The sequence below is a fragment of the Borrelia miyamotoi genome (assembly GCF_019668505.1).
GTDB lineage: Bacteria > Spirochaetota > Spirochaetia > Borreliales > Borreliaceae > Borrelia > Borrelia miyamotoi.
Genome location: NZ_AP024371.1, coordinates 848,981 through 868,401, shown reverse-complemented (window position 1 = coordinate 868,401; position 19,421 = coordinate 848,981). Strand labels below are relative to the sequence as shown.

At 28.3% G+C, this 19,421-nt stretch carries 18 protein-coding genes; 1 reads left to right on the top strand and 17 read right to left on the bottom strand.

The window, feature by feature from the left end; translation table 11 throughout:
* Positions 1-6: 6 nt before the first annotated feature.
* From cmk to K5Q05_RS04330, 7 genes are read right to left on the bottom strand one after another with little or no spacing between them, the layout of a single operon-like run.
* Positions 7-552, bottom strand: a complete 546-nt coding sequence (gene cmk, locus K5Q05_RS04095) for a (d)CMP kinase (RefSeq protein WP_020955178.1) — start codon at positions 550-552, stop codon at positions 7-9.
* Positions 549-1,415: a YicC/YloC family endoribonuclease gene (locus K5Q05_RS04090; RefSeq protein ID WP_025443410.1), complete on the bottom strand. Its 867-nt coding sequence runs from the start codon at positions 1,413-1,415 to the stop codon at positions 549-551. Before K5Q05_RS04090 ends, cmk begins: the two co-directional genes overlap by 4 nt.
* Positions 1,416-1,426: 11 nt before the next feature.
* The gene (gene murC / locus K5Q05_RS04085; protein ID WP_025443411.1) at positions 1,427-2,833 is read right to left on the bottom strand and encodes a UDP-N-acetylmuramate--L-alanine ligase; all 1,407 of its coding nucleotides are present in this window, start codon (positions 2,831-2,833) and stop codon (positions 1,427-1,429) included.
* Positions 2,823-3,770 (bottom strand): hypothetical protein, encoded by a 948-nt coding sequence (locus K5Q05_RS04080; RefSeq protein WP_044003296.1) that lies wholly within the window; start codon positions 3,768-3,770, stop codon positions 2,823-2,825. The genes murC and K5Q05_RS04080 overlap by 11 nt, the downstream gene beginning before the upstream one ends.
* Positions 3,748-4,716, bottom strand: coding sequence for an RluA family pseudouridine synthase (locus tag K5Q05_RS04075; protein WP_025443413.1), 969 nt, complete (start codon positions 4,714-4,716; stop codon positions 3,748-3,750). The genes K5Q05_RS04080 and K5Q05_RS04075 overlap by 23 nt, the downstream gene beginning before the upstream one ends.
* A gap of 4 nt (positions 4,717-4,720) precedes the next feature.
* The gene (locus K5Q05_RS04070; RefSeq protein ID WP_099497044.1) at positions 4,721-6,142 is read right to left on the bottom strand and encodes a sodium:solute symporter family transporter; all 1,422 of its coding nucleotides are present in this window, start codon (positions 6,140-6,142) and stop codon (positions 4,721-4,723) included.
* Positions 6,135-6,260 carry a DUF997 family protein gene (locus tag K5Q05_RS04330; protein WP_232515460.1) on the bottom strand — a complete coding sequence of 42 codons (126 nt, stop codon included), beginning with the start codon at positions 6,258-6,260 and terminating at the stop codon, positions 6,135-6,137. The genes K5Q05_RS04070 and K5Q05_RS04330 overlap by 8 nt, the downstream gene beginning before the upstream one ends.
* Positions 6,261-6,388: 128 nt before the next feature.
* On the opposite strand from K5Q05_RS04330, the gene coaBC reads away from it, so the two are divergent.
* The gene (coaBC, locus tag K5Q05_RS04060) at positions 6,389-7,564 is read left to right on the top strand and encodes a bifunctional phosphopantothenoylcysteine decarboxylase/phosphopantothenate--cysteine ligase CoaBC (RefSeq protein WP_025443415.1); all 1,176 of its coding nucleotides are present in this window, start codon (positions 6,389-6,391) and stop codon (positions 7,562-7,564) included.
* On the opposite strand, the gene K5Q05_RS04055 is transcribed toward coaBC, so the two are convergent.
* The 10 genes from K5Q05_RS04055 to rbfA all read right to left on the bottom strand — a co-directional run bounded on the left by K5Q05_RS04055 (position 7,558) and on the right by rbfA (position 19,400).
* The gene (locus K5Q05_RS04055; RefSeq protein WP_025443416.1) at positions 7,558-8,973 is read right to left on the bottom strand and encodes a HEAT repeat domain-containing protein; all 1,416 of its coding nucleotides are present in this window, start codon (positions 8,971-8,973) and stop codon (positions 7,558-7,560) included. The two genes, coaBC and K5Q05_RS04055, sit on opposite strands and share 7 nt — an antisense overlap.
* Positions 8,970-10,493 (bottom strand): murein biosynthesis integral membrane protein MurJ, encoded by a 1,524-nt coding sequence (murJ, locus tag K5Q05_RS04050; protein WP_025443417.1) that lies wholly within the window; start codon positions 10,491-10,493, stop codon positions 8,970-8,972. Before murJ ends, K5Q05_RS04055 begins: the two co-directional genes overlap by 4 nt.
* The gene (gene tgt, locus K5Q05_RS04045; protein ID WP_025443418.1) at positions 10,486-11,613 is read right to left on the bottom strand and encodes a tRNA guanosine(34) transglycosylase Tgt; all 1,128 of its coding nucleotides are present in this window, start codon (positions 11,611-11,613) and stop codon (positions 10,486-10,488) included. Before tgt ends, murJ begins: the two co-directional genes overlap by 8 nt.
* An 18-nt stretch (positions 11,614-11,631) precedes the next feature.
* Positions 11,632-12,699 carry an LptF/LptG family permease gene (locus K5Q05_RS04040; RefSeq protein ID WP_025443419.1) on the bottom strand — a complete coding sequence of 356 codons (1,068 nt, stop codon included), beginning with the start codon at positions 12,697-12,699 and terminating at the stop codon, positions 11,632-11,634.
* A complete protein-coding gene (locus tag K5Q05_RS04035; RefSeq protein ID WP_025443420.1) occupies positions 12,696-13,985 on the bottom strand; it encodes an LptF/LptG family permease in 1,290 nt (429 codons plus the stop codon). Before K5Q05_RS04035 ends, K5Q05_RS04040 begins: the two co-directional genes overlap by 4 nt.
* Positions 13,960-15,462, bottom strand: a complete 1,503-nt coding sequence (locus K5Q05_RS04030) for a ligand-binding sensor domain-containing protein (protein ID WP_025443421.1) — start codon at positions 15,460-15,462, stop codon at positions 13,960-13,962. Before K5Q05_RS04030 ends, K5Q05_RS04035 begins: the two co-directional genes overlap by 26 nt.
* Positions 15,463-15,473: 11 nt before the next feature.
* Complete coding sequence (gene pnp, locus K5Q05_RS04025; RefSeq protein WP_025443422.1) at positions 15,474-17,630, bottom strand: polyribonucleotide nucleotidyltransferase; 2,157 nt, start codon at positions 17,628-17,630, stop codon at positions 15,474-15,476.
* 13 nt (positions 17,631-17,643) lie between these two features.
* Entirely contained in the window at positions 17,644-17,910 is a 267-nt protein-coding gene (gene rpsO, locus K5Q05_RS04020; protein WP_025443423.1) for a 30S ribosomal protein S15, read from the bottom strand.
* Positions 17,911-18,185: 275 nt separating this feature from the next.
* Entirely contained in the window at positions 18,186-19,034 is an 849-nt protein-coding gene (gene truB, locus K5Q05_RS04015) for a tRNA pseudouridine(55) synthase TruB (protein WP_025443424.1), read from the bottom strand.
* A gap of 3 nt (positions 19,035-19,037) precedes the next feature.
* Complete coding sequence (gene rbfA / locus K5Q05_RS04010; protein ID WP_025443425.1) at positions 19,038-19,400, bottom strand: 30S ribosome-binding factor RbfA; 363 nt, start codon at positions 19,398-19,400, stop codon at positions 19,038-19,040.
* Positions 19,401-19,421 lie beyond the last annotated feature (21 nt).

Below are 19,421 nucleotides of genomic sequence, written 5' to 3'. Positions count from 1 at the left end.
CCTTAACTATCTATTTAACTTATATAAATTCCTTTTCTCTATTTCATTCTTTATCAATTCAAAAACTTTATTTGCAGATCTATCAGTCGTATCAACTATAAAATCAGCTACATCTAAATAATTATCAACATTTATATTATACACAGATAAATATCTCCTTGAATCATTAGAATCCCTATTAAAAGTACTCCTTAAAATATCAGAATACATACCGCCTTCTCTATTTATTATTCTCTCTGCTCGAATTTCTATCTTAGCATAAAGATATATCCTCAAATCGGCATTTTTTGAAAGCCAAATTGCAAGACGAGACGCAAGAACCGTATTATCCTCTTTTGAAAATTCCAATAACTTACTATCAAGATATTCATCCCAATAATAATCATTTCTACCTATTATTTCTTTCTCATAAAACTTATCAAAAGACATATTTTTCTCCCTAGCAATGTCATGAAAAGTATAATTAATAAGCTTGAGACCATAGTGTTGTGCAAGCAACCCACTAATAGTCGTATTGCCACAACCACTCTTACCAGAAACAGCTATTCTCATTCAATATTCCTTACATGCTCTTTTATTTTCTCCAAATTTAATTTCATGTTTAAAACTAGATTTCTAACATCAAGATCAATTGCTTTGCTACTCAGTGTTGTAACTTCTCTATGCATTTCCTGAGTAATAAACTCCAAAAATTTGCCACATACATCACTTTCAAGATTTTTATAAAAATTATCTATATGTGAATACAATCTTACTATTTCTTCATTAATATCTAACCGAATTGACATTTTAGCGGCCTCTTCCACAACACTAACATCACTAAAATCATCTACTAATTTAGATAAATTTTCCTTTAGGCTCAAAAAAAGTTTATTATTTATACTACTCTGAGATTCCCTTAATAGTCCCAAATCACGACGTATTAAAACAAGAGTTGAAATTATATCTCTCTTAGTATTCTCGCCCTCAAAGACCCTACTTTTATCATAATTCAATAAAGTTTCTTCTAAAACATCCTTAAAAGCACTATAAACCATTTCTTGATCAACATCACTCTCATCAAAAATTAAAGCCCCTCTTAAAGACAAAAAATCACCAAGCCTTAATTCATCCTTAATATTTAAATTACTATTCAATAAACTATCTCTAAGACGGGCAATAGCCTCAATATAATGAGGATTTAAACTAAAATGGACATTTGGAACTATTTCCTTATAACCCACACTTAAGAAAACATTTCCCCTTTTAATATAATTTGAAATGAAATTTCTTATCTCAAGCTCATAAGCATATAAAATCTCAGGCAATTTGAATTTCAATTCTAAAAATTTACCATTATAAGATTTTAAATTAACACTAAACATATAATTTGAAATAACTTTTTCCAAATGAAAAAATCCAGTCATACTTTTCATCAAAAATACCTTTATAAAAAATCATGTAAAATAAAATTATTACCAGCTCCCATTGTAATAAATAAATCATTTTCCTTTAATAGACCCTTTATAAAATCAACAGAATCCTCTACTTCCTTAAAAAAATAAACATTTTGTTTCAAATCTTTAAGAGCTAAAAATAGCTCTCTAGAAAGTTTATCAGGCTCAAAATCTTCTCTCACCGAAAGATATATATTATGCAAAATTAATACATCAACATTACTTAAAGCTTTAACAAAATCATTAAAAAGAACTTTTGTTCTTGTAAATGTATGTGGCATAAAATCTAAAACAATACGCCTATCCTTATAGAAATTTTTCACTCCCAAAAGCGTATTTTCAATTTCTTTTGGATGATGAGCATAATCATCAAGATATATAACTCCATCTTTTTCCATGATAAACTCTACCCTTCTTTTTACGCCCATGTAATTTTTAGCTGCTATCTTTATTCTTTCATCAAAACTCCATACTAATTGTTTATGATTTTCTAAAAATAGTTTTACAGCCAAAAGTGCTGACGAAAAATTTAAAACATTATGTACTAAAGGAGTCCTAAGTTCAATACCAATACCCCCTAAAAAATCAAACTTTAAAAATTCATCTATCACTTCAAAACGTTCAATCTTAAAATCAGCCAAAGAATTAAAACCAAAACTAAACACTTTAATATCCTTTCTTAAAATTCTATTTTTAATCTTAATCAAATTAACTTCGTCAGCATTGATTATTAATATCCCACCTTTCTTTAAATTATTAATATATTGCAAAAAAACATCTTCAACGGCTTCATAACTTTCAAAAAAATCAACATGCTCATAATTAACATTAGTTAAAACAATCATATTTGGTGAAAAATTCAAAAAATGATTTCTATATTCACAGGTCTCTGCAATAAATATATCACTTCGCCCAACAAGACTAGATTTATCTCCAAAATCCTTAACACTAGCACCTAATATCACATTAGGTTCAAGTCCTAGAATACTAAACAATATACCTAAAAATGCTGTTGTAGTAGTTTTACCATGAGAACCTGCAACGCCAATACTATAATATTTACTAGAAATCTTTCCGATAATCTCAGGATAAGATAAAATAGGAATTCTAAGCTCACGTGCTTCTAACAAAATGTCCAAACTATCCTTATCATAAGCTGGTGAATATATTAAAATATCATAAGATCTATTACAAGCCTTTAGTGAGAACTCATAAATATTTTCATAATAAGTTATATTATTGCTATTTAATATATCTTCTGTATAAAATTTTAAATGAACATCAACTCCTTCTACAAAATACCCCTTAGCATTTAAAAAACAAGCAAGTGAGCAAAGCCCAGAACCCTTGATTCCTACTAAAAAGACATTCTTTAAATTATCCAAGTCAATATACATAATCTTCTTTCTCCAAATCACCTTTCTGATCAAAAAATTTATGTATTACAACATCAACACTAGATATGTTGATTACTGTATATTTCAATACATTTGCAATAATATAACTTCTAAGCATTTCTGCATTATCAAACAAGTTATTCTCAAGTGGAACATCCAAAAAGAGTTTAAAAGAATAACTACCTTGGGTTTTTTTAATCTTCAAATTATAAACAATATAATCTTTGTTATATTCAGAAACACAATGCTCAATAATTTGTCTCACAGCATTTTTAGAAATAGATAAAATTCCCCCTTCTTCATGAAAATGAGGCTTGACAATAGAACGAATATAGTTCTTCCTCTTTGATAAAAACCATTTACTTTTAAAAAACACTCGAATTGAATCTAATAATAAATTTGGTTTAACAGATGTTATCTCAAAAGCAGCGGCTGGAACAACATGTTCGCCCATCTGTCTTGAAATTCTTGCCTTCTCTATTTCCTTCTTAGTAGAAACATCTGTTATATAAATAATTTTAGAAGAACTAGGTAAAAAAAGTCTAGAAGTTATTTTATCTATCATACGAACACTTGTTCCCAATATTAATATCTTACTGAAATTTTCTCTTCGGAGAGCTTCAACAACCTCATTTCTATGAACATCATCTTCAAAAATAGAACGCCTTATTGCATTAAACACGTTATCTTCAAATTTAGCAGAATTCCCAGCAATAATCTTCATGTTTTTTATTAAAACACCATCATCAATGATCAAAGGAATTGAATACTTATCTGCTATCAAGTGAGATCTAAAACTTTTTCCAGTACCAGCAACACCCACTAAAGAATAAACCTTAATCTTTTTAAACTTATTCTTAATAGCAATTGAGATATCCTTAACTAAACATAAAGCATTTTTAAATGCAAATTTATTAAATAAATTCCTTAAAATCATATACACCAAAAATGTTTCTTATCTGTTTTAAAAAATCTGAACTAGGTTCAACAAAAAACTCATTTCTTAAAAATAAAGACTGGTTAAAGTTTATCAAAAAAGAATGTAAAAAGTAATTGGTTCTTCTAAATTTAGAATCATACTTCTTATCATTAATTAAGGCATGTTTATTAAAAGCACACTGAGCCCTTATTTGATGTGTAAAGCCTGTCTTAATTGACACCTCTACAAGAGTTGAAAACTTAGAAACTAAAATTGGCTTAACATCAGTTATAGCATTACATTTATCTGTATCCTTGATAACAAAGGTTTTTCTTGCAATTCTATCACGATATAAAAAATTTCTATAAGTTAAAGACTTTTTAATCTCACCATCAAGCAAAGCCAAATACTTCTTAGTAACAATACCATGACTAAATGCCTGACTTAAAAGTCTTGCAGAACCTATATTTTTTGCAAAAATAACAAGCCCTGAAGTATTTCTATCCAGTCTATGCACAGCTGAAGGCTTAAAACTAAGAGACTTAAGATTTTCACCTAAAAGATAAGCATTAATCAAATTATCAAGCGAATATTTATCTCCATGAACTAAAGTTCCTCTACTTTTATTAATTACAAGCAAATCTTCATCTTCATATACTATTCTCTTTTTTATATCTCTCAATACATTAGTCTCATCTCTAACTGTAATTTTTCTTAAACTAAAACTTAAATCACGCAGTAAAGACTTATACAAATAAATCTCATCATCCTTAAAAACTCTATGAGAAAAAGAAACCTTTAAATTATTTAAAAGAATATCTCCATTTCTAATATGTTTAATTATTTTAGATTTAGGAAATTTTAAAAATTTTATTAAAACTGCATCAAGTCTTTTCCCATTATCATTCTTAAGAACATTAATAACACTATATTTACCAACACTTTTAACATCTAAATAAAACATATAACTAAATATTACTACATTTTTGACAAACAAAATTAACTATTAAAAATGAACATACAGAGATAAAAAGTGAAGGAACAACAGGATGAAAATGATAACTACCTACCTCCCCGTAAAAAATTATGGCTAAATAACTTAAAAGCCCTAAAAATTGAGAAATAAAAGCTGATATTTTACTTACAAAATTCAAATAAAGTCCAAAAATAATAATAGAAAAAAATGCAACTTCTAAAGCCCCAATTGCAAAAATATTCAAAAAAAGCAAAAATTCAGGTGGTTTTAAAGATAAAAGCACTATTATTAACATAAAACAAACATTAGAAATAATAATAATTTTATTAATTCCAACATTAGTTACAATATTCTCACTTAATGACAATATTAACTTTACCCAAATGGAAGATAAAAAAAGGAAACCTGAATCTATTGTAGACATAATCGCTGATAAAAGCCCTATAAAAAATAACATAAAGATTCCAGGATTTAATACCTCTAATGCTACATTTAAAATCACTTTATCATTTGGTTCAAATTCGGGGAAAATTACAAGAGAAAAAAAACCTATTAAATGCATAATAACGACCAGAAATCCTATTATAAAAGTAACAATAGGAAGAGAAAATCTGATAGCCCTACCATCCTTAAATGCTATAAAATTATTCACAAGTTGTGGTAATCCTAATGATCCAATGCCTATTAATATCCAAAAAGAAATTATATATTCAATTTTCAAATCCAAGTTTGATGGCAAAAATAAATCATTCTTAAGGTTTAATTTGGCCATCTTGAAGATATTACTAATTCCACCTCCCAAATTAGATAATTCTGAAAATAGTAGTATAGATGCCATGACCATCAAAATTACTTGTATTGAATCCACATATGCTATCATCTTAAACCCCCCCAAACAAACATATAAAAAAACAAATAAAGAGAAAAAAATAAGAGCATCAGTATAACTAGTTTGAAAAAAAACCTCCAAAAGTTTAGCACCTCCCATAAGCTGAGCTGAAACTAAAAACAAAGAAAAGAAAATTACTATCAAACTACTAACAAAAGCTAAAGAACAACTAAAATATCTGTATCTAATATAATCAATAATATTTATAGCACCAATTTTTTTAGATGCTAAATTTAATTTCTCACCAACAATAACAAATAAAATTAAATTTGTAGGAATTTGAATAACTGCTAAAAATACAAAAGATAATCCATATCTATAAACAGCTGAAGGTCCTGATATAAAACTACTAGCACTAACATAGCTAGAAGCAACAAGTAGTGCCATTACAAAAAAATTTAGACCTTGATTTGCAAGAAAATAACTACGCAGAAATAAAATTCCTTTTTTTTTTCTTCTAGAAAAGAATCCAAAAGCACAATACAAAACCAAAAAGATCAAAAATAAAAAAAAACTTTTAGTCATTCTTAAAAAAGAGCACAAAAATACACACTAATAACAGACTTAAAATAGGAAAAAAGATACATGACAGCACAAACCAAAGAGGAACATCAAATACAGCAATAGAAGAGTAGTAAGACAAACAATATGAAACAAGCCACCAAATAAACAAAAAGAAATATATTAGAACTGCAAAAAATACTTTATTTATCAATCAAAAATCCTTTTAAAAATATTCAATACAATTATATAATAGTATATAAAATCAACATGAACAAACGCAAAAACATACTGATAGGAGTGTGCGGCGGAATCGCAGCCTATAAATCAGCTTATATCATCTCAAACCTAGTAAAGATGGGGTATAATGTCAAAGTCATAATGACAGACAATGCAACTAAATTTATTACCCCTCTAACATTAGAGATTGTCTCTCAAAATAGAGTAATTAAAAGTTTATGGGACACAACCCACGAAGAAGTAGAACATATAAATCTAGCAAGATGGGCAAATTTAATATTAATTATTCCAGCCACATACAATATTATCTCTAAAATTGCCTCAGGAATTGCTGATGATGCCTTAAGCACAATCATATCTGCAAGCACCGTTCCAGTTTATTTTGCAGTAGCAATGAATAACATAATGTACCAAAACCCCATCCTAAAAGAAAACATTAAAAAATTAAAAAAATATAATTACAAATTCATTGAACCTGAAGAAGGATTTCTGGCATGCTCTTTAAATGCTATTGGACGCCTTAAAAGCGAAAATGATATTTTAAATATAATATCAAAAGAGCTAGATCCAAAATTACCTTTAAAAGGTAAAAAAATACTCATAACTGCGTCCAGAACTGAAGAAGCATTAGATCCTATTCGTTACGTCTCAAACAAATCAACAGGTCAAATGGGCTTTACTTTAGGAATTGAGGCGCGAGATCTTGGAGCTGATGTAACAATAATTACAGGCCCCAGCGATGAAAAAACACCTTATGAAATAAACGTTATTAGAATCAAGACAGCATCAGAAATGTACAAAGAAGCAATAAATATATATCAAGGATTCGACATAATAATTGCTGCTGCCGCCGTTGCAGACTTTAGGCCCGAAAAAGTTTATGATCTTAAAATCAAAAAAAATACTATGAAATACTTTAATATCAAGTTCATCCAAAATCCGGACATAATAAAACATATAGGTAAAAATAAAACTAAAAACCAAGTTGTTATTGGATTTTGTGCTCAAAAAGATGAAATTCTAATAAAAAAAGCTAAAGAAAAACTAAAAACTAAAAATTTAGATTATATTATTGCAAATGACTTAAAATATTTTGGATCAAGATTAAACAAAATTTATATAATAGGCCAAAACAATATTAAAGAACTACCTGAATTGTCAAAAAAAGAAACTGCAAAGGAAATTTTAAAAATATTATATCAATAATTTTCCAAAAGTTTCTTTAAATATCCCGAACTAGTTGTTCTCTTGATCTCTTTAAGTCTACCTGAGAGTAAAGAAGATGCATTATAAACGGCTCCCCTCACTGCAAAATTCATCAAGTTAATATTTTGACTATTAATAATCCTAGAATAAAAATCATCAAAATTACCCTTTCGAGCTGAAAGAAGCATAGCAATATCTGTAAGTATCTTTGAAGGTTTATTAATATTTTCCTTTTCCAAGAGTTTCAAAGCAACTGAAAGTGCAAAATTTACATCTTTATCTAAAAGATAAACAAACATAGTAAGTTTAAAGTTATTCTCAATGATAGAATCAAGCATTATATTTTGTATTTCTTCATAACCAGAACCTATATCTATTAAAGCCTTACCAGATGTTTCCCTGACTTTTAAAGAAGGATCACTTTTAACCTTATAAATTAGAATCTCTTTTGAAGCAATATCTCCATGACCTTTAATAGCCTCAACAGCACTAACCCTAATGTTTTCATCAGAATCCCTTAGAAAATCTTGTAAAATCTCTTTTGATTTTGATGATATATCTCTTGAGAGTGCTTCTAAAATGGCAGCCTTAACATAGTAATTGTTATTGTTATTCTGAAGATATAAACCGGCATTCTCTGTTATTTTTTCAGGTACAAAATATGATAATGCTCTAATTGCTGATGCCTTAATTGATGGATTCTCATAACTATCCACAGAAATTTCATAAAACCTATTTTCATAATCAACAGCATGAGATTTACCAACTGCAATAAGTATTGCAGATTTAACTCCATCGTTACCAGAATACTTATCATAAACATTCATCATATCTTTTGAATATTCAGGAGAAGAAAGCTCACCAAGATAATAAGCAGCAATAGCTGCAATATTACCTTCTTTATTTTCAAGAATATCAATAAGCGTTTTTTTCAATGAAGCCTTATTACCAAATTCCTTAAGATACAAAATTGATAAATTAATCAAATCATTAGGATATTTATTGCTCTCATAATTATCAAGAATATAATTAGCAGTATCAACACCTCCCGAGTATTTAAGAGATAAAAACAAATCAAGAATTGATCTTTTAAGAACAATATTAAAAGTTTTCTGCAATCTCTTTTCAAGTAAATCATTATATTCACCATCACCTGATTTTTTAAGACTATTAATAATTTCAATAACTTGAGCATCAAGTCCATAAGAAATCACATCACTTACTCGCTTCATATTTAAATTAACATTTTTAAAATCAGAATCTTTAATAGAAGCATTCCTAAAATAATTTTTATTGGCCCCAAGCTCAAAATGTTGAGACACTAAGAATCTATCTGAGAATGTTGAAATCTTAATTGCAAAAGCATTAAATATAACAAAGCATAAAAAAATCAAGTAGAAAAGTCTCATACAATCTCCCTACCAATGAATTTAAAAACTTTATTAACCCCAAGCAAATAATAACAAACTATTAAAACAATAATACTCCCAATACCTGCAAAACCTAAGAAGCAAAAATTACTAAAACTAAACCCTATATCCCACCTAAAGCCATTAAAAAGAGTATAAAATAAATACAAAGGAATAAGCACAATAAATGCCTTTATAAAGGCTATTAACGATCTAACAAGTTCAAGTTTCATATCCCCCTTAAATCCAACAAAAAAATAAAAAATAACTACACATAAAGCGAAAGAAACTGATTGTGCAATAGGTAAAATGTCTACCTTATAAAGGTTAATACCAAAAACTGAGATTGTAATATCAAGAAAAGCAAAAAGAAGACTAAAGTAAAGAGGAATTTTTGAATTACAAATTGAAAAGTAATATTTCTGAAAAAGCCCAAAAATTGAAGAGAATGGCAACCCAATTAAAAAATACTGCAACACACTAACAGTACGTTGCGTATCATATACAGAAAATTTACCTCCTGTAAGCAATAAATTTAAAATAGGATTAGCCCAAATATACAACAAAAATGAAATCGGAACTAAAACAAAAATCAAAATATCAATCCCCTGATTCAAAATAGCATTTAATCCTTTTTTATTTCCCAAAGAAGCATATTCAGTCATTTTAGGAAAAATAACTGTAGAAATAGAGACATAAAAAATTCCAACAGGAAGCTGATAATAAACAATTGCATTACTTAAAACAGAAATACTTCCAATATCTAAGGTTGATGCCAACGCAAATGAAACTTGCTGAGTAGTAATTGTCACCAAGGACGACAAAAACACATGTGCCCATCGCTTCAAAAACCTTAAAAATGAAGGATTATTAAAATTAAATATCGGTATATATATAAGACCAATATAAATACAATTTATCATCTGGAATAAAAACTGAAAAATCCCACCAACAATCACCCCAATAACAGCACTATATATCCCATATTGCTTATAAAATAAATATATACTTAAGATAGTACTAAAAGAGAGCATAATGGGAGAAAAAGATGGAATGAAAAAAAACTTATAAGAATTTAAAACCGATGCAAATATTGATGTTAAGCTTATAAGCAATACATAAAATATTAAGTAATTAAACATATAACTAGCTAACTCTAAATGACTACCTCTATAAGAAGATACAAAATACATAATTTGTCTAGAAAAAAGAATCATAATAAAAATGCTAAGGCTAATACTTATAATATTAAAGGTAACAACTCGTCTGAAAAAATCAATAGCATGCTTATTAGATTTATTTTTTTCATGAATAAATTCAGGCATGAAAGCCGAAGTCATTGCACCTTCTGAAATAATCTTTCTCAAATTATTTGGAATATTAAAAACATAATTAAAAATATCCGCTTCAAGATTTGCTCCAAAATAATAAGAAAATACTTTTATCTTAACAAAACCCATTATACGAGAAAAAAAAATTGAAATCATCATAACAATTGTTGAAAACATATATTTATTCATTACAATTACCTTCATCATATTTGCTTAAATAAAGCTTTTTAAATTTTATAAAATCATCATTCATAATTGCATTTCGGGCTTTTTCAATAAGTCGAAACATATAGTGAATATTATGCTCACTGGCCAACATCACTCCAAAAGTTTCTCCTGATTTGATTAAATGCCTTAAATAACCTCTTGAATACCTTGTACATAAAGTACAATAACAACCTTGCTCAACAGGAGAAGTATCAACAGCAAATTCAGATCGTTTAATACGCAATATTCCATTATCGGTTAAAAGTGAACCATGTCTAGCAATTCTTGTAGGATTAACACAATCAAAAATATCAACACCATAATATATTGCATCCAATATATAATGTGGAGTGCCAATTCCCATTACATACTTTGGCTTATCTTTAGGTATTAATGAAGAATTATATTCAAGAATCTCTAAATATTTATCTCTTGGTTCTCCGACAGAAATTCCACCAATGGCTACACCAGGACTATCTAAGTCTAAAATATCCTCAGTACTTCTTTTCCTTAAATCTTTAAAAAAATTACCTTGAGTTATTAAGAATAAAAGACCATCATATCCATCTTTTCTATTCTCATAAGCACTCAATGTACGACGAGCCCAAGAGGTTGTAATATTTGTATATAAATTTGCTTCACTATAATCAATCCCATAAGAACTACAAATATCAAGTGCCATGATAATATCACTTTCAAAAATTTCTTGCATCTTAAAAACACTTTCAGGTGTAAAATAGTGCCTAGATCCATCAATATGAGATCTAAAATCTATCCCGTCAATCTCAATTTTTCTAAGATTAGATAAAGAAAAAACCTGAAATCCCCCAGAATCCGTCAAAAAATTCTTATTCCAAGCTGTAAAATTATGCAAGTTTCCATATTCTTTAATTACATCAACACCAGGCCTTAAATACAGATGATAAGTATTTGCAAGTATTAAATTACATCCTAACTTATCAAGCACATCATGCTTTAACCCTTTCATTGCCCCTAAAGTACCAACTGGCATAAAACATGGGGTTCTTACCTTTCCATGAGGAAGTTTAAGCATACCAAGCCTTGCATAAGAATTCTTATCAGTTTTAATAATATTAAACATAAACTTTTTAAAAACCTACTACTTATATACAAGATTATAAATAACAAAATTAATAATAATAAACAAAACAGTGGGCAATGAACTTGCAACTGCTATAGGCAAATAGCCAAGATCAGCTAAAAAGTTAAAAATTGTAATTAAAATTACATACACAACTGCAAACGCAATACTATTTAGTAAACTCCATATAAAAATATTTTTTTTCAAAGCAAGACTTACAAAAACTACAGTAAAACTAAGAAGTATTAGTCTAAATGAAAAAAATATCCTATTTAAAAAATCAAACAAAGCTTCAGAATAATCCAAATTTTCTCTCCTAAGGTTTCCAATCCAATTAATAAGCCTTGAAAAATTCAATGTTTTTGAAGAAAGCATAACTACCTTAATATATTCAGGCTCTAAATTAACAATCCCAGTTCCATCACGAATTTCATAAAATTTCTCTACCACGTCTCGTTCTACCTTAGAAAATTCTCTTACACCATAAAGATGCCATCTATCATCAATCCACTCAGCCTTACTTATATCATACCTTTTTTTAAAATTATCATCTTTATCTTTTAAAATAATTATTAGATTAGAAATAGTATTATGCTTAACATCATAACGCCTAATATTGTAAATTTCTCTTGCAAAATCCTTAATGATTATATTTCTATCATTTGCACTATAACTTTCAATACTATTTTTAAGAAAAACATCCCTTTTAGCAACAGTATCTATAACCAAATAATTATCAAAAAAAAAGAGCATTATTGAGATAAAAACACTAATGATCATTATCGAAATTAATATCCTAAAAATGGAAATTCCACAACTAAAAAGTCCTATCATTTCATTTCTCATGGAGAGATTGCCAATAAGATTAGAAACGGCAAAAAGAAAAGATAAAGCCAAACCATCTGAAAAAGATTTTGGCAAATAAAGATAATAAATGTAAATAATATCATTAATACTAAGATTATTATCAATATAATTGAAAATATTTGTAAACAAATCGAAAAGCACAAGTAAGATCACAAAAAACAAATTCATAACCAAAAAGGTCGATAGTATATTATTTACAAAAAGCTTATCTACTCTCATTTTTTTAAAAGTCTAAAAAAAAGTATTGCACCTATGAAAATTAACAATAAATTTGGCAAAATAGTTACAACAAAAGGATTTGAAGCATTCTGAACAGTATAAACTTTTCCACCAATAAACATTGTCCAATAAAAAACACAAATAAGAATTGAAATCACAAGTTCAAGAATAATAGAATATTTCTTATTTGAGTACATACCCATACCAAAAGCTAAAAAAATAAAAAATAAAACAGATAATGGTAAACTAATTTTTTGATAAAATTCCAGATAAAAAAGAGCATGATTTTTCTGCATAACCAGATCTTTATAAGGAGTATAACTTAAACTTAAGTTATGCAAATAATTTAAGTTTTCAATAACAGAATCTTCATTAAAAATGTTGCTCTTATCATATAAATAATTTAAATAAGTACTTGAAAAATTTAAACTCAAAAAATCTTCCTCTAAATCATTTTTGATATTTAACTCTTTAACCAAATTATTTTGCTTAACAATAAGTTTCATAACATCCCTTATACTCATTTGAGATGGTGTTACATTACTCAATAGCCAATTATCACTAAAAGTAACTTGCTCAATTGAATATTTCATTCGATCAGCATAAAAATAATCATAAAATCCACTCTCATCTTCTGTTAAAGCAATCGATAAAACATCATTTAAAATGAAATAAACTTGATAACTTTCTTTTTTAATATTAAGTTCCCTTGCCATAAATATTCTGTCATAACCTTTAAGTCTAGTATTATCAAAAAAAGTAACATTTTTATATCCCGTCTCAGATTTTTCTCCTGATACAAAGATTAAATCCCCATACTGTTTGCTTGAATAAGGCTTTAATATCAAATGAGGCACTTCTTCTTTTATTTCATTAAAAATTTTTAATCTACCAATAGAACCAAGAGGAAGCAAAAAATCGTTTGCAACAAAAGAAATCAACGCAATAAGTAAACCTAATTTTAAAAATGGAAATAACAAATCAATAACAGATATTCCAATTGATCTAAAAGCTAACATTTCATTATTAAGTTTAAACCTGTAAATGGTAAGCACAACTGAGAGCAAAGCTGCAAAAGGAGGTGAAAGATTAATTACCATGGGAAGCGAATATATCACAAAAATAAAAGCCTTGAAAAATGGGACATAGTTTTGAAGAAGTACTCTCATAAAAAAAAGTATTTGATTTACAAAAAACACAAAGAAAAAAAACAAAAAAGTAATTAAAAAATACTTACAAAATTCATGAACTATATAAACTTCATAATTGTTTTTTAATACTTTCATTTACAAAAACCAAACCATTATTTAAGGTCCCAAGTAAAACATAATCTTTAAAATTTAAAATTTTTACTAAATTTAAACTGATAAGTCCATCACGAGGACCTAAATAATCCCAACTATTACTTGCTGTATCATAAATTAATAAACCATGCTCAAAAGTTGCAAATAATAATTTATTATCTCTTATTTCCATATCTAGAAAATATCCAACACTAGGATCATTACTAACACTATATTTTACATATGTGTGATTATCTAAATTTAATCTAAAAAGACCACCTCCATAAGTCCCAACATAATAACTACCATCATATTCTTTTATAAAATTAATATTTTTCTCACTATCTGCCTTGCTAAAAAAATTTAAATGTTTAACGTCATAAAAATTAGTTAAAGCAACGCTATAAATACTTTTATCCATTGTCCCTACCAACAATAAATTTTTCTGTTCATCTAAATACAATGATGAGATCCTCTTAGAATCAAGTTTGATACAAGTCCACTCACCCATATCAGAATAAAACCATAGCCCAGAATCCAGAGTACCAATAAAAATTCCATCCTTAGCGCTCATCAAAACTTGTACACTATTTAAATTAACATTTAAAGGTATTTTAACTTGCTTGATCAAACCTTTCAAATCATCAATATAATAAAGAGCATCATTTCCCCCAACATATATAATTCCCTTATGCTCTGCAAAACCTCTAAGACCATTTAAAACGATATTTTTTTTGTCTTTAATATAAACTTTATATTCATTATTCTGAATATCATACCTTAAAAGACCACCAAATATATTTGAAACAAAAACATTACTTCCAAAAATAAACATATCAAAAATACTATTATCCAAAAATCCTAAAGTCTTTAAATTTAAATAATTTATCCCAAATTTATTATTTAAGAAATTATAAATTCCTAGATCATAGTCTGAATCAAGAGAAAATTTATCAACATCCCTTAATGCAGAAATAGCACCCATTCTATCTTTAACAAAATATTTTAATTCAGCAATCCTAAGACTAGCATGAGAATATTTATAATCTTTTAAAAAATTATCAAAATTATATTCAGACAGATCATAAGCACCCATACTATAATTAACATAACCAAAAAATAAATTGGCCTTAGCAATTAATTCTTTACCATAACTTTTCTTATCAGTTATGATTTTATTTAAATAATAACTAGTCATACCAATATTTTTCTGAGCATAACTCTCCCTAGCCATTTTAAAATAAGAATTATCTTCCTTTAAAAAAGCATCACTTAAGAAAAAGAATTCATTATCTTTAAGCCCCGATAAATAACTTCTTTCCTTAACATCCAGCTCATCAATATTTGGCTTTTCAATATCATCAATAAAATGAAAAGATAAATTAGCATCTTGATTAGTCAGACATGAAATAAGTAAAAACAAGCTTAAGAAAATAAGCCTACTTTTAAAAAAAGTATTCAAAAGCTCTATGAAACTCATAATATCAATTACTAATCTCTAACAAATTCAAGCTCAATCTTACCAAACTTATCGATATCAGATATTTTGACCTTAACCATTTGACCTTCCTCTAATCTTGGGGGACGCATACTAAATGTAGTCCTATTATCTCTACCATATCTAGAATGTCTACTATTGCCATACTTAGAATTCCTAATATCACCACCATATCTATCATCTCTTAATTTTGCTCGGTTACTCAAAAATCCTTCCTTTATAGGAGTAAGCTCAATGAAAGCTCCAAAACTGTTAATCTTTTTAACAATTCCTTCATAAATCTCACCGATCTTGGGTTCTCTGACAATACTCTCTATCCTTTCCTTAGCTTTTTGCATCTTTAAGCTATCAGTTCCAAAAAGATTAATCCTTCCATCTTGCTCAATTTGAACTCTAACTTCAAATTCATCTGTAATTGCTTTAACTGTTTTACCAGTAGACCCAATAACAAGAGAAATTTTATCAATATCAATTTGTAATTGAATAATCTTAGGAGCATTAACAGATATATCGTCTCTTGATCTTGAAATAACAGAATCCATAATAGATAGAATATGCATCCTCCCAATTCGTGCCTGTTCAAGAGCATCCTTCATTAACTGCCTTGTAACGTTTGAAATCTTAATGTCCATCTGAAAACCAGTGATTCCATTCTTAGTGCCTGCAACCTTAAAATCCATATCCCCTAAGTGATCCTCTTCTCCAAGAATATCACTTAAAACAACATACTTATCGCCCTCATTAACAAGACCCATAGCTATTCCTGCAACTTGCTCCTTAACAGGAACTCCAGCTGCCATTAAAGACATACTCCCAGAACATACTGTAGCCATTGATGATGAACCATTTGATTCTAACACTTCAGATACTACCCTAATAGTATATGGAAAATCATCTTTCTTAGGTAACATGGCTTCCAAAGATCTTTGAGCTAAGTGACCATGTCCAATCTCACGCCTGCCAGTCATAAGTCTACCTGTCTCCCCAACAGAGAAAGGAGGAAAATTATAATGAAGCATAAAATTAAGACGCTTATCACCATCAATATCATCCATTATCTGTTCATCAATACTTGTGCCCAAAGTTGTTACAGCCAATGTCTGAGTTTCACCTCTTGTAAAAAGAGCAGAACCATGTGTTCTCTTTAACAGATCAACTTCAGCAACAATATTTCTTATCTGTGTAGGAGTACGTCCATCAGTTCTAAGATTATCTTCAAGAATTGATTTTCTAACAATTTCTCGCTCAAAATCATCAAAAGCTTTATAGAAAAGAAATTCACTATCTTCATTTACTTGATTGATAGAAGAAAAATGTTCATAAGCTTTCTTTTGGACTAATTTTATAGCCTTATCTCTATTAAGCTTGCCCCTCACAAAGCAAGCATCCTTAAGTTCAGAATAAATTAAACTTTTAAGTTCATCCTTAAACTCAAATACTCTTTCCTCATAAGCAAGTGGCAATTTTTCCCTCTTATCGATTATAGATATAAATTCCTTTTGGAGATTACAAATTTGTTTAATATATTCATAAGCTTGATCTATAGCAGAAATTAAAACTTCCTCGCTAACTTCATTAGCACCACCTTCAACCATTGTAATCCCATCCAAACTCCCTGCAACAACAATATCAAGCACAGAATTTTCTATCTCACTAAAAGAAGGATTTACTATAAATTCATTATTTAAATAGGCTATTCTAACAGCAGCAATTGGACCATCAAACGGAATATCCGATAAAAAAACCGATGCAAATGCAGCATTCATCCCAACAATATCAGGAGGATTCATCTGATCTGTAGACAAAGTTGTAGGAACAACCTGAATTTCTCTACCAAACCTCTTATCAAAAAGGGGTCTCATAGGTCTATCTATTAATCTAGAAACAAGTACTTCCTTATCTTTCGGTTTACCTTCTCTCTTAATAAACCCCCCAGGAATTTTTCCAGCAGCATAATACTTTTCATTATATTCAACAGACAAAGGAATAAAATCTAAATCTTCACGAACTGAATTTGAGCAACAGACCGTAGCAAGAACAGTAGAACCACCATAAGTAGCAAGAACCGCGCCATTTGCTTGCTTAGCCAATAAGCCTGTTTCCAAAATTAAATCTTCTCTTCCTATTTTCAACTTTAAAACTTTTTTCAAAATTAACCCCTTATTACTTTCTAAGTCCAAGTTTAGCTATTAAGGTTCTATAAGCCTCCAAATTTTTTTTCTGATAATATCTTAACAGGCTCCTTCTCTGTCCAACTAACTTTAACAAACCCCTCTTAGAACTATGATCCTTTTTATTGATCTTTAAATGCTCTGTTAAATACCTTATTCTACCCGTAATTAACGCTATTTGAACTTCAACTGAACCTGTATCCTTTGAATTTTTCCCAAATTCTGTAATTATTTTTTGTTTTTGTTCTTTACTAACCATAAAAATGACTCCATATACCATCATAGCAAAGCCTAAAACAGACCATTTTGCTATAATTAAATCTTCACAGTAAATTATAATATTTTTTTATTCAAATAACAAAAATAAACCAAAGACTTTTTCCAAGTTTCACAAAATACCAATTAAATCAATCAAACCAATTATTTATTACCCTAACACATTTAACATACTTCCTTATCCCAAATACCCTATTTTACTACTATTTTTTGTAAATGTATTGCAATAAAATTGCTGTATTTTGAGGTAACTAATTATCAAAAAACAAGAACATACTTATATTTATTAAAACCAATGCCATAAATTACCGCTAATATCTCTCCATCTCTAGACTTCAAAATCTTATATTCACCAACATTAATAACAATATTGATATGAATACCATTTTTAATAGCCCTAATCATATTATTATCAACATAAATTTTTTCAAAAAGCCTCAAAGATTCTAAACTCATTAAAGAATTTATATTGAAATCTTCACAAAAGCAAGCATTATCCAATCTAAAATCTCCAACCTTAGTTCTCTCAAGACTCTTAACATAAGAAAATGAGCCCAAAGAAAGTGCCAAATCTCTTGCTATACTTCTAACATATGTTCCCTTAGAGCATTCTATCCTTAACTTCAAAATATGAGAATCAACATTATAGCTTAAGACCTGAATATCATGTATATTAATCTTTCTAGGATTAAGTTTAAAAGACTCTCCATTAAGAGCCAACTTATAAGCTCTTTTTCCTTTAAAATGCACTGAAGAAAATCTAGGTGGAGTTTGATAAATTTCACCTATAAAAGACCTAATCCCACGAGTTAATTCTTCCAAATTCGGAATATAATCTGTTGTATTCACTACTCTACCGTTAGGATCAAGAGTATCGGTTTCAATTCCAAACTCAAACTCTGATACATATTCTTTATCTAAAGATGTAATATAACTTGAAAGTTTAGTATATCTACCAACAAGAACAACCAAAAGACCACTTGCAAACTTATCAAGAGTCCCAGTATGTCCAACTCGGCTTGTCGAAAAATATTTCTTTAAAGGAAAGAGGGTGCTACAAGAAGTTATTCCAACTTTCTTATTTAATAAAATAATTCCATTCATCACACTCTATTTTTCTTCACTAAAACTTAAATTTTCAATTACCTTATTAACATAAAAAGCCTTAGAAATAGTATCATCTCTTAAAAAATTTAATTTTGGAGTATTCCTGACTCTAATGCGTTTAACAATCTCTCTTTGAATGAAGCCTTTAGCATTATTTAATGCTTTAATGGCATTATCAAGAGAAGCCCCTTCTTTAATAGAACAAATAAATACTCTAGCATTTATTAAATCTTTTGAAACTTCAACTCTTGCAACAGTTAAAAACTCATGTACTCTAGGATCTTTAATTCCCTTTGTTACTATTAAATTACCAATCTCTTGAACTAATAAACTTTCAAGTTTTGACTTTCTTATCTCTTTTTCCATAAATAAAAACAACAAAGCAAA

Bases quoted from the DNA above. Each gene is read 5' to 3' on its own strand.
- coaBC (WP_025443415.1), top strand. From the start codon at position 6,389: ATGAACAAACGCAAAAACATACTGATAGGAGTGTGCGGCGGAATCGCA.
- cmk (WP_020955178.1), bottom strand. From the start codon at position 552: ATGAGAATAGCTGTTTCTGGTAAGAGTGGTTGTGGCAATACGACTATT.
- K5Q05_RS04075 (WP_025443413.1), bottom strand. From the start codon at position 4,716: ATGTTTTATTTAGATGTTAAAAGTGTTGGTAAATATAGTGTTATTAAT.
- K5Q05_RS04080 (WP_044003296.1), bottom strand. From the start codon at position 3,770: ATGATTTTAAGGAATTTATTTAATAAATTTGCATTTAAAAATGCTTTA.
- K5Q05_RS04035 (WP_025443420.1), bottom strand. From the start codon at position 13,985: ATGAAAGTATTAAAAAACAATTATGAAGTTTATATAGTTCATGAATTT.
- K5Q05_RS04030 (WP_025443421.1), bottom strand. From the start codon at position 15,462: ATGAGTTTCATAGAGCTTTTGAATACTTTTTTTAAAAGTAGGCTTATT.
- K5Q05_RS04070 (WP_099497044.1), bottom strand. From the start codon at position 6,142: ATGACTAAAAGTTTTTTTTTATTTTTGATCTTTTTGGTTTTGTATTGT.
- murJ (WP_025443417.1), bottom strand. From the start codon at position 10,493: ATGAATAAATATATGTTTTCAACAATTGTTATGATGATTTCAATTTTT.
- K5Q05_RS04040 (WP_025443419.1), bottom strand. From the start codon at position 12,699: ATGAGAGTAGATAAGCTTTTTGTAAATAATATACTATCGACCTTTTTG.
- K5Q05_RS04055 (WP_025443416.1), bottom strand. From the start codon at position 8,973: ATGAGACTTTTCTACTTGATTTTTTTATGCTTTGTTATATTTAATGCT.
- tgt (WP_025443418.1), bottom strand. From the start codon at position 11,613: ATGTTTAATATTATTAAAACTGATAAGAATTCTTATGCAAGGCTTGGT.
- murC (WP_025443411.1), bottom strand. From the start codon at position 2,833: ATGTATATTGACTTGGATAATTTAAAGAATGTCTTTTTAGTAGGAATC.
- rpsO (WP_025443423.1), bottom strand. From the start codon at position 17,910: ATGGTTAGTAAAGAACAAAAACAAAAAATAATTACAGAATTTGGGAAA.
- K5Q05_RS04090 (WP_025443410.1), bottom strand. From the start codon at position 1,415: ATGAAAAGTATGACTGGATTTTTTCATTTGGAAAAAGTTATTTCAAAT.
- rbfA (WP_025443425.1), bottom strand. From the start codon at position 19,400: ATGGAAAAAGAGATAAGAAAGTCAAAACTTGAAAGTTTATTAGTTCAA.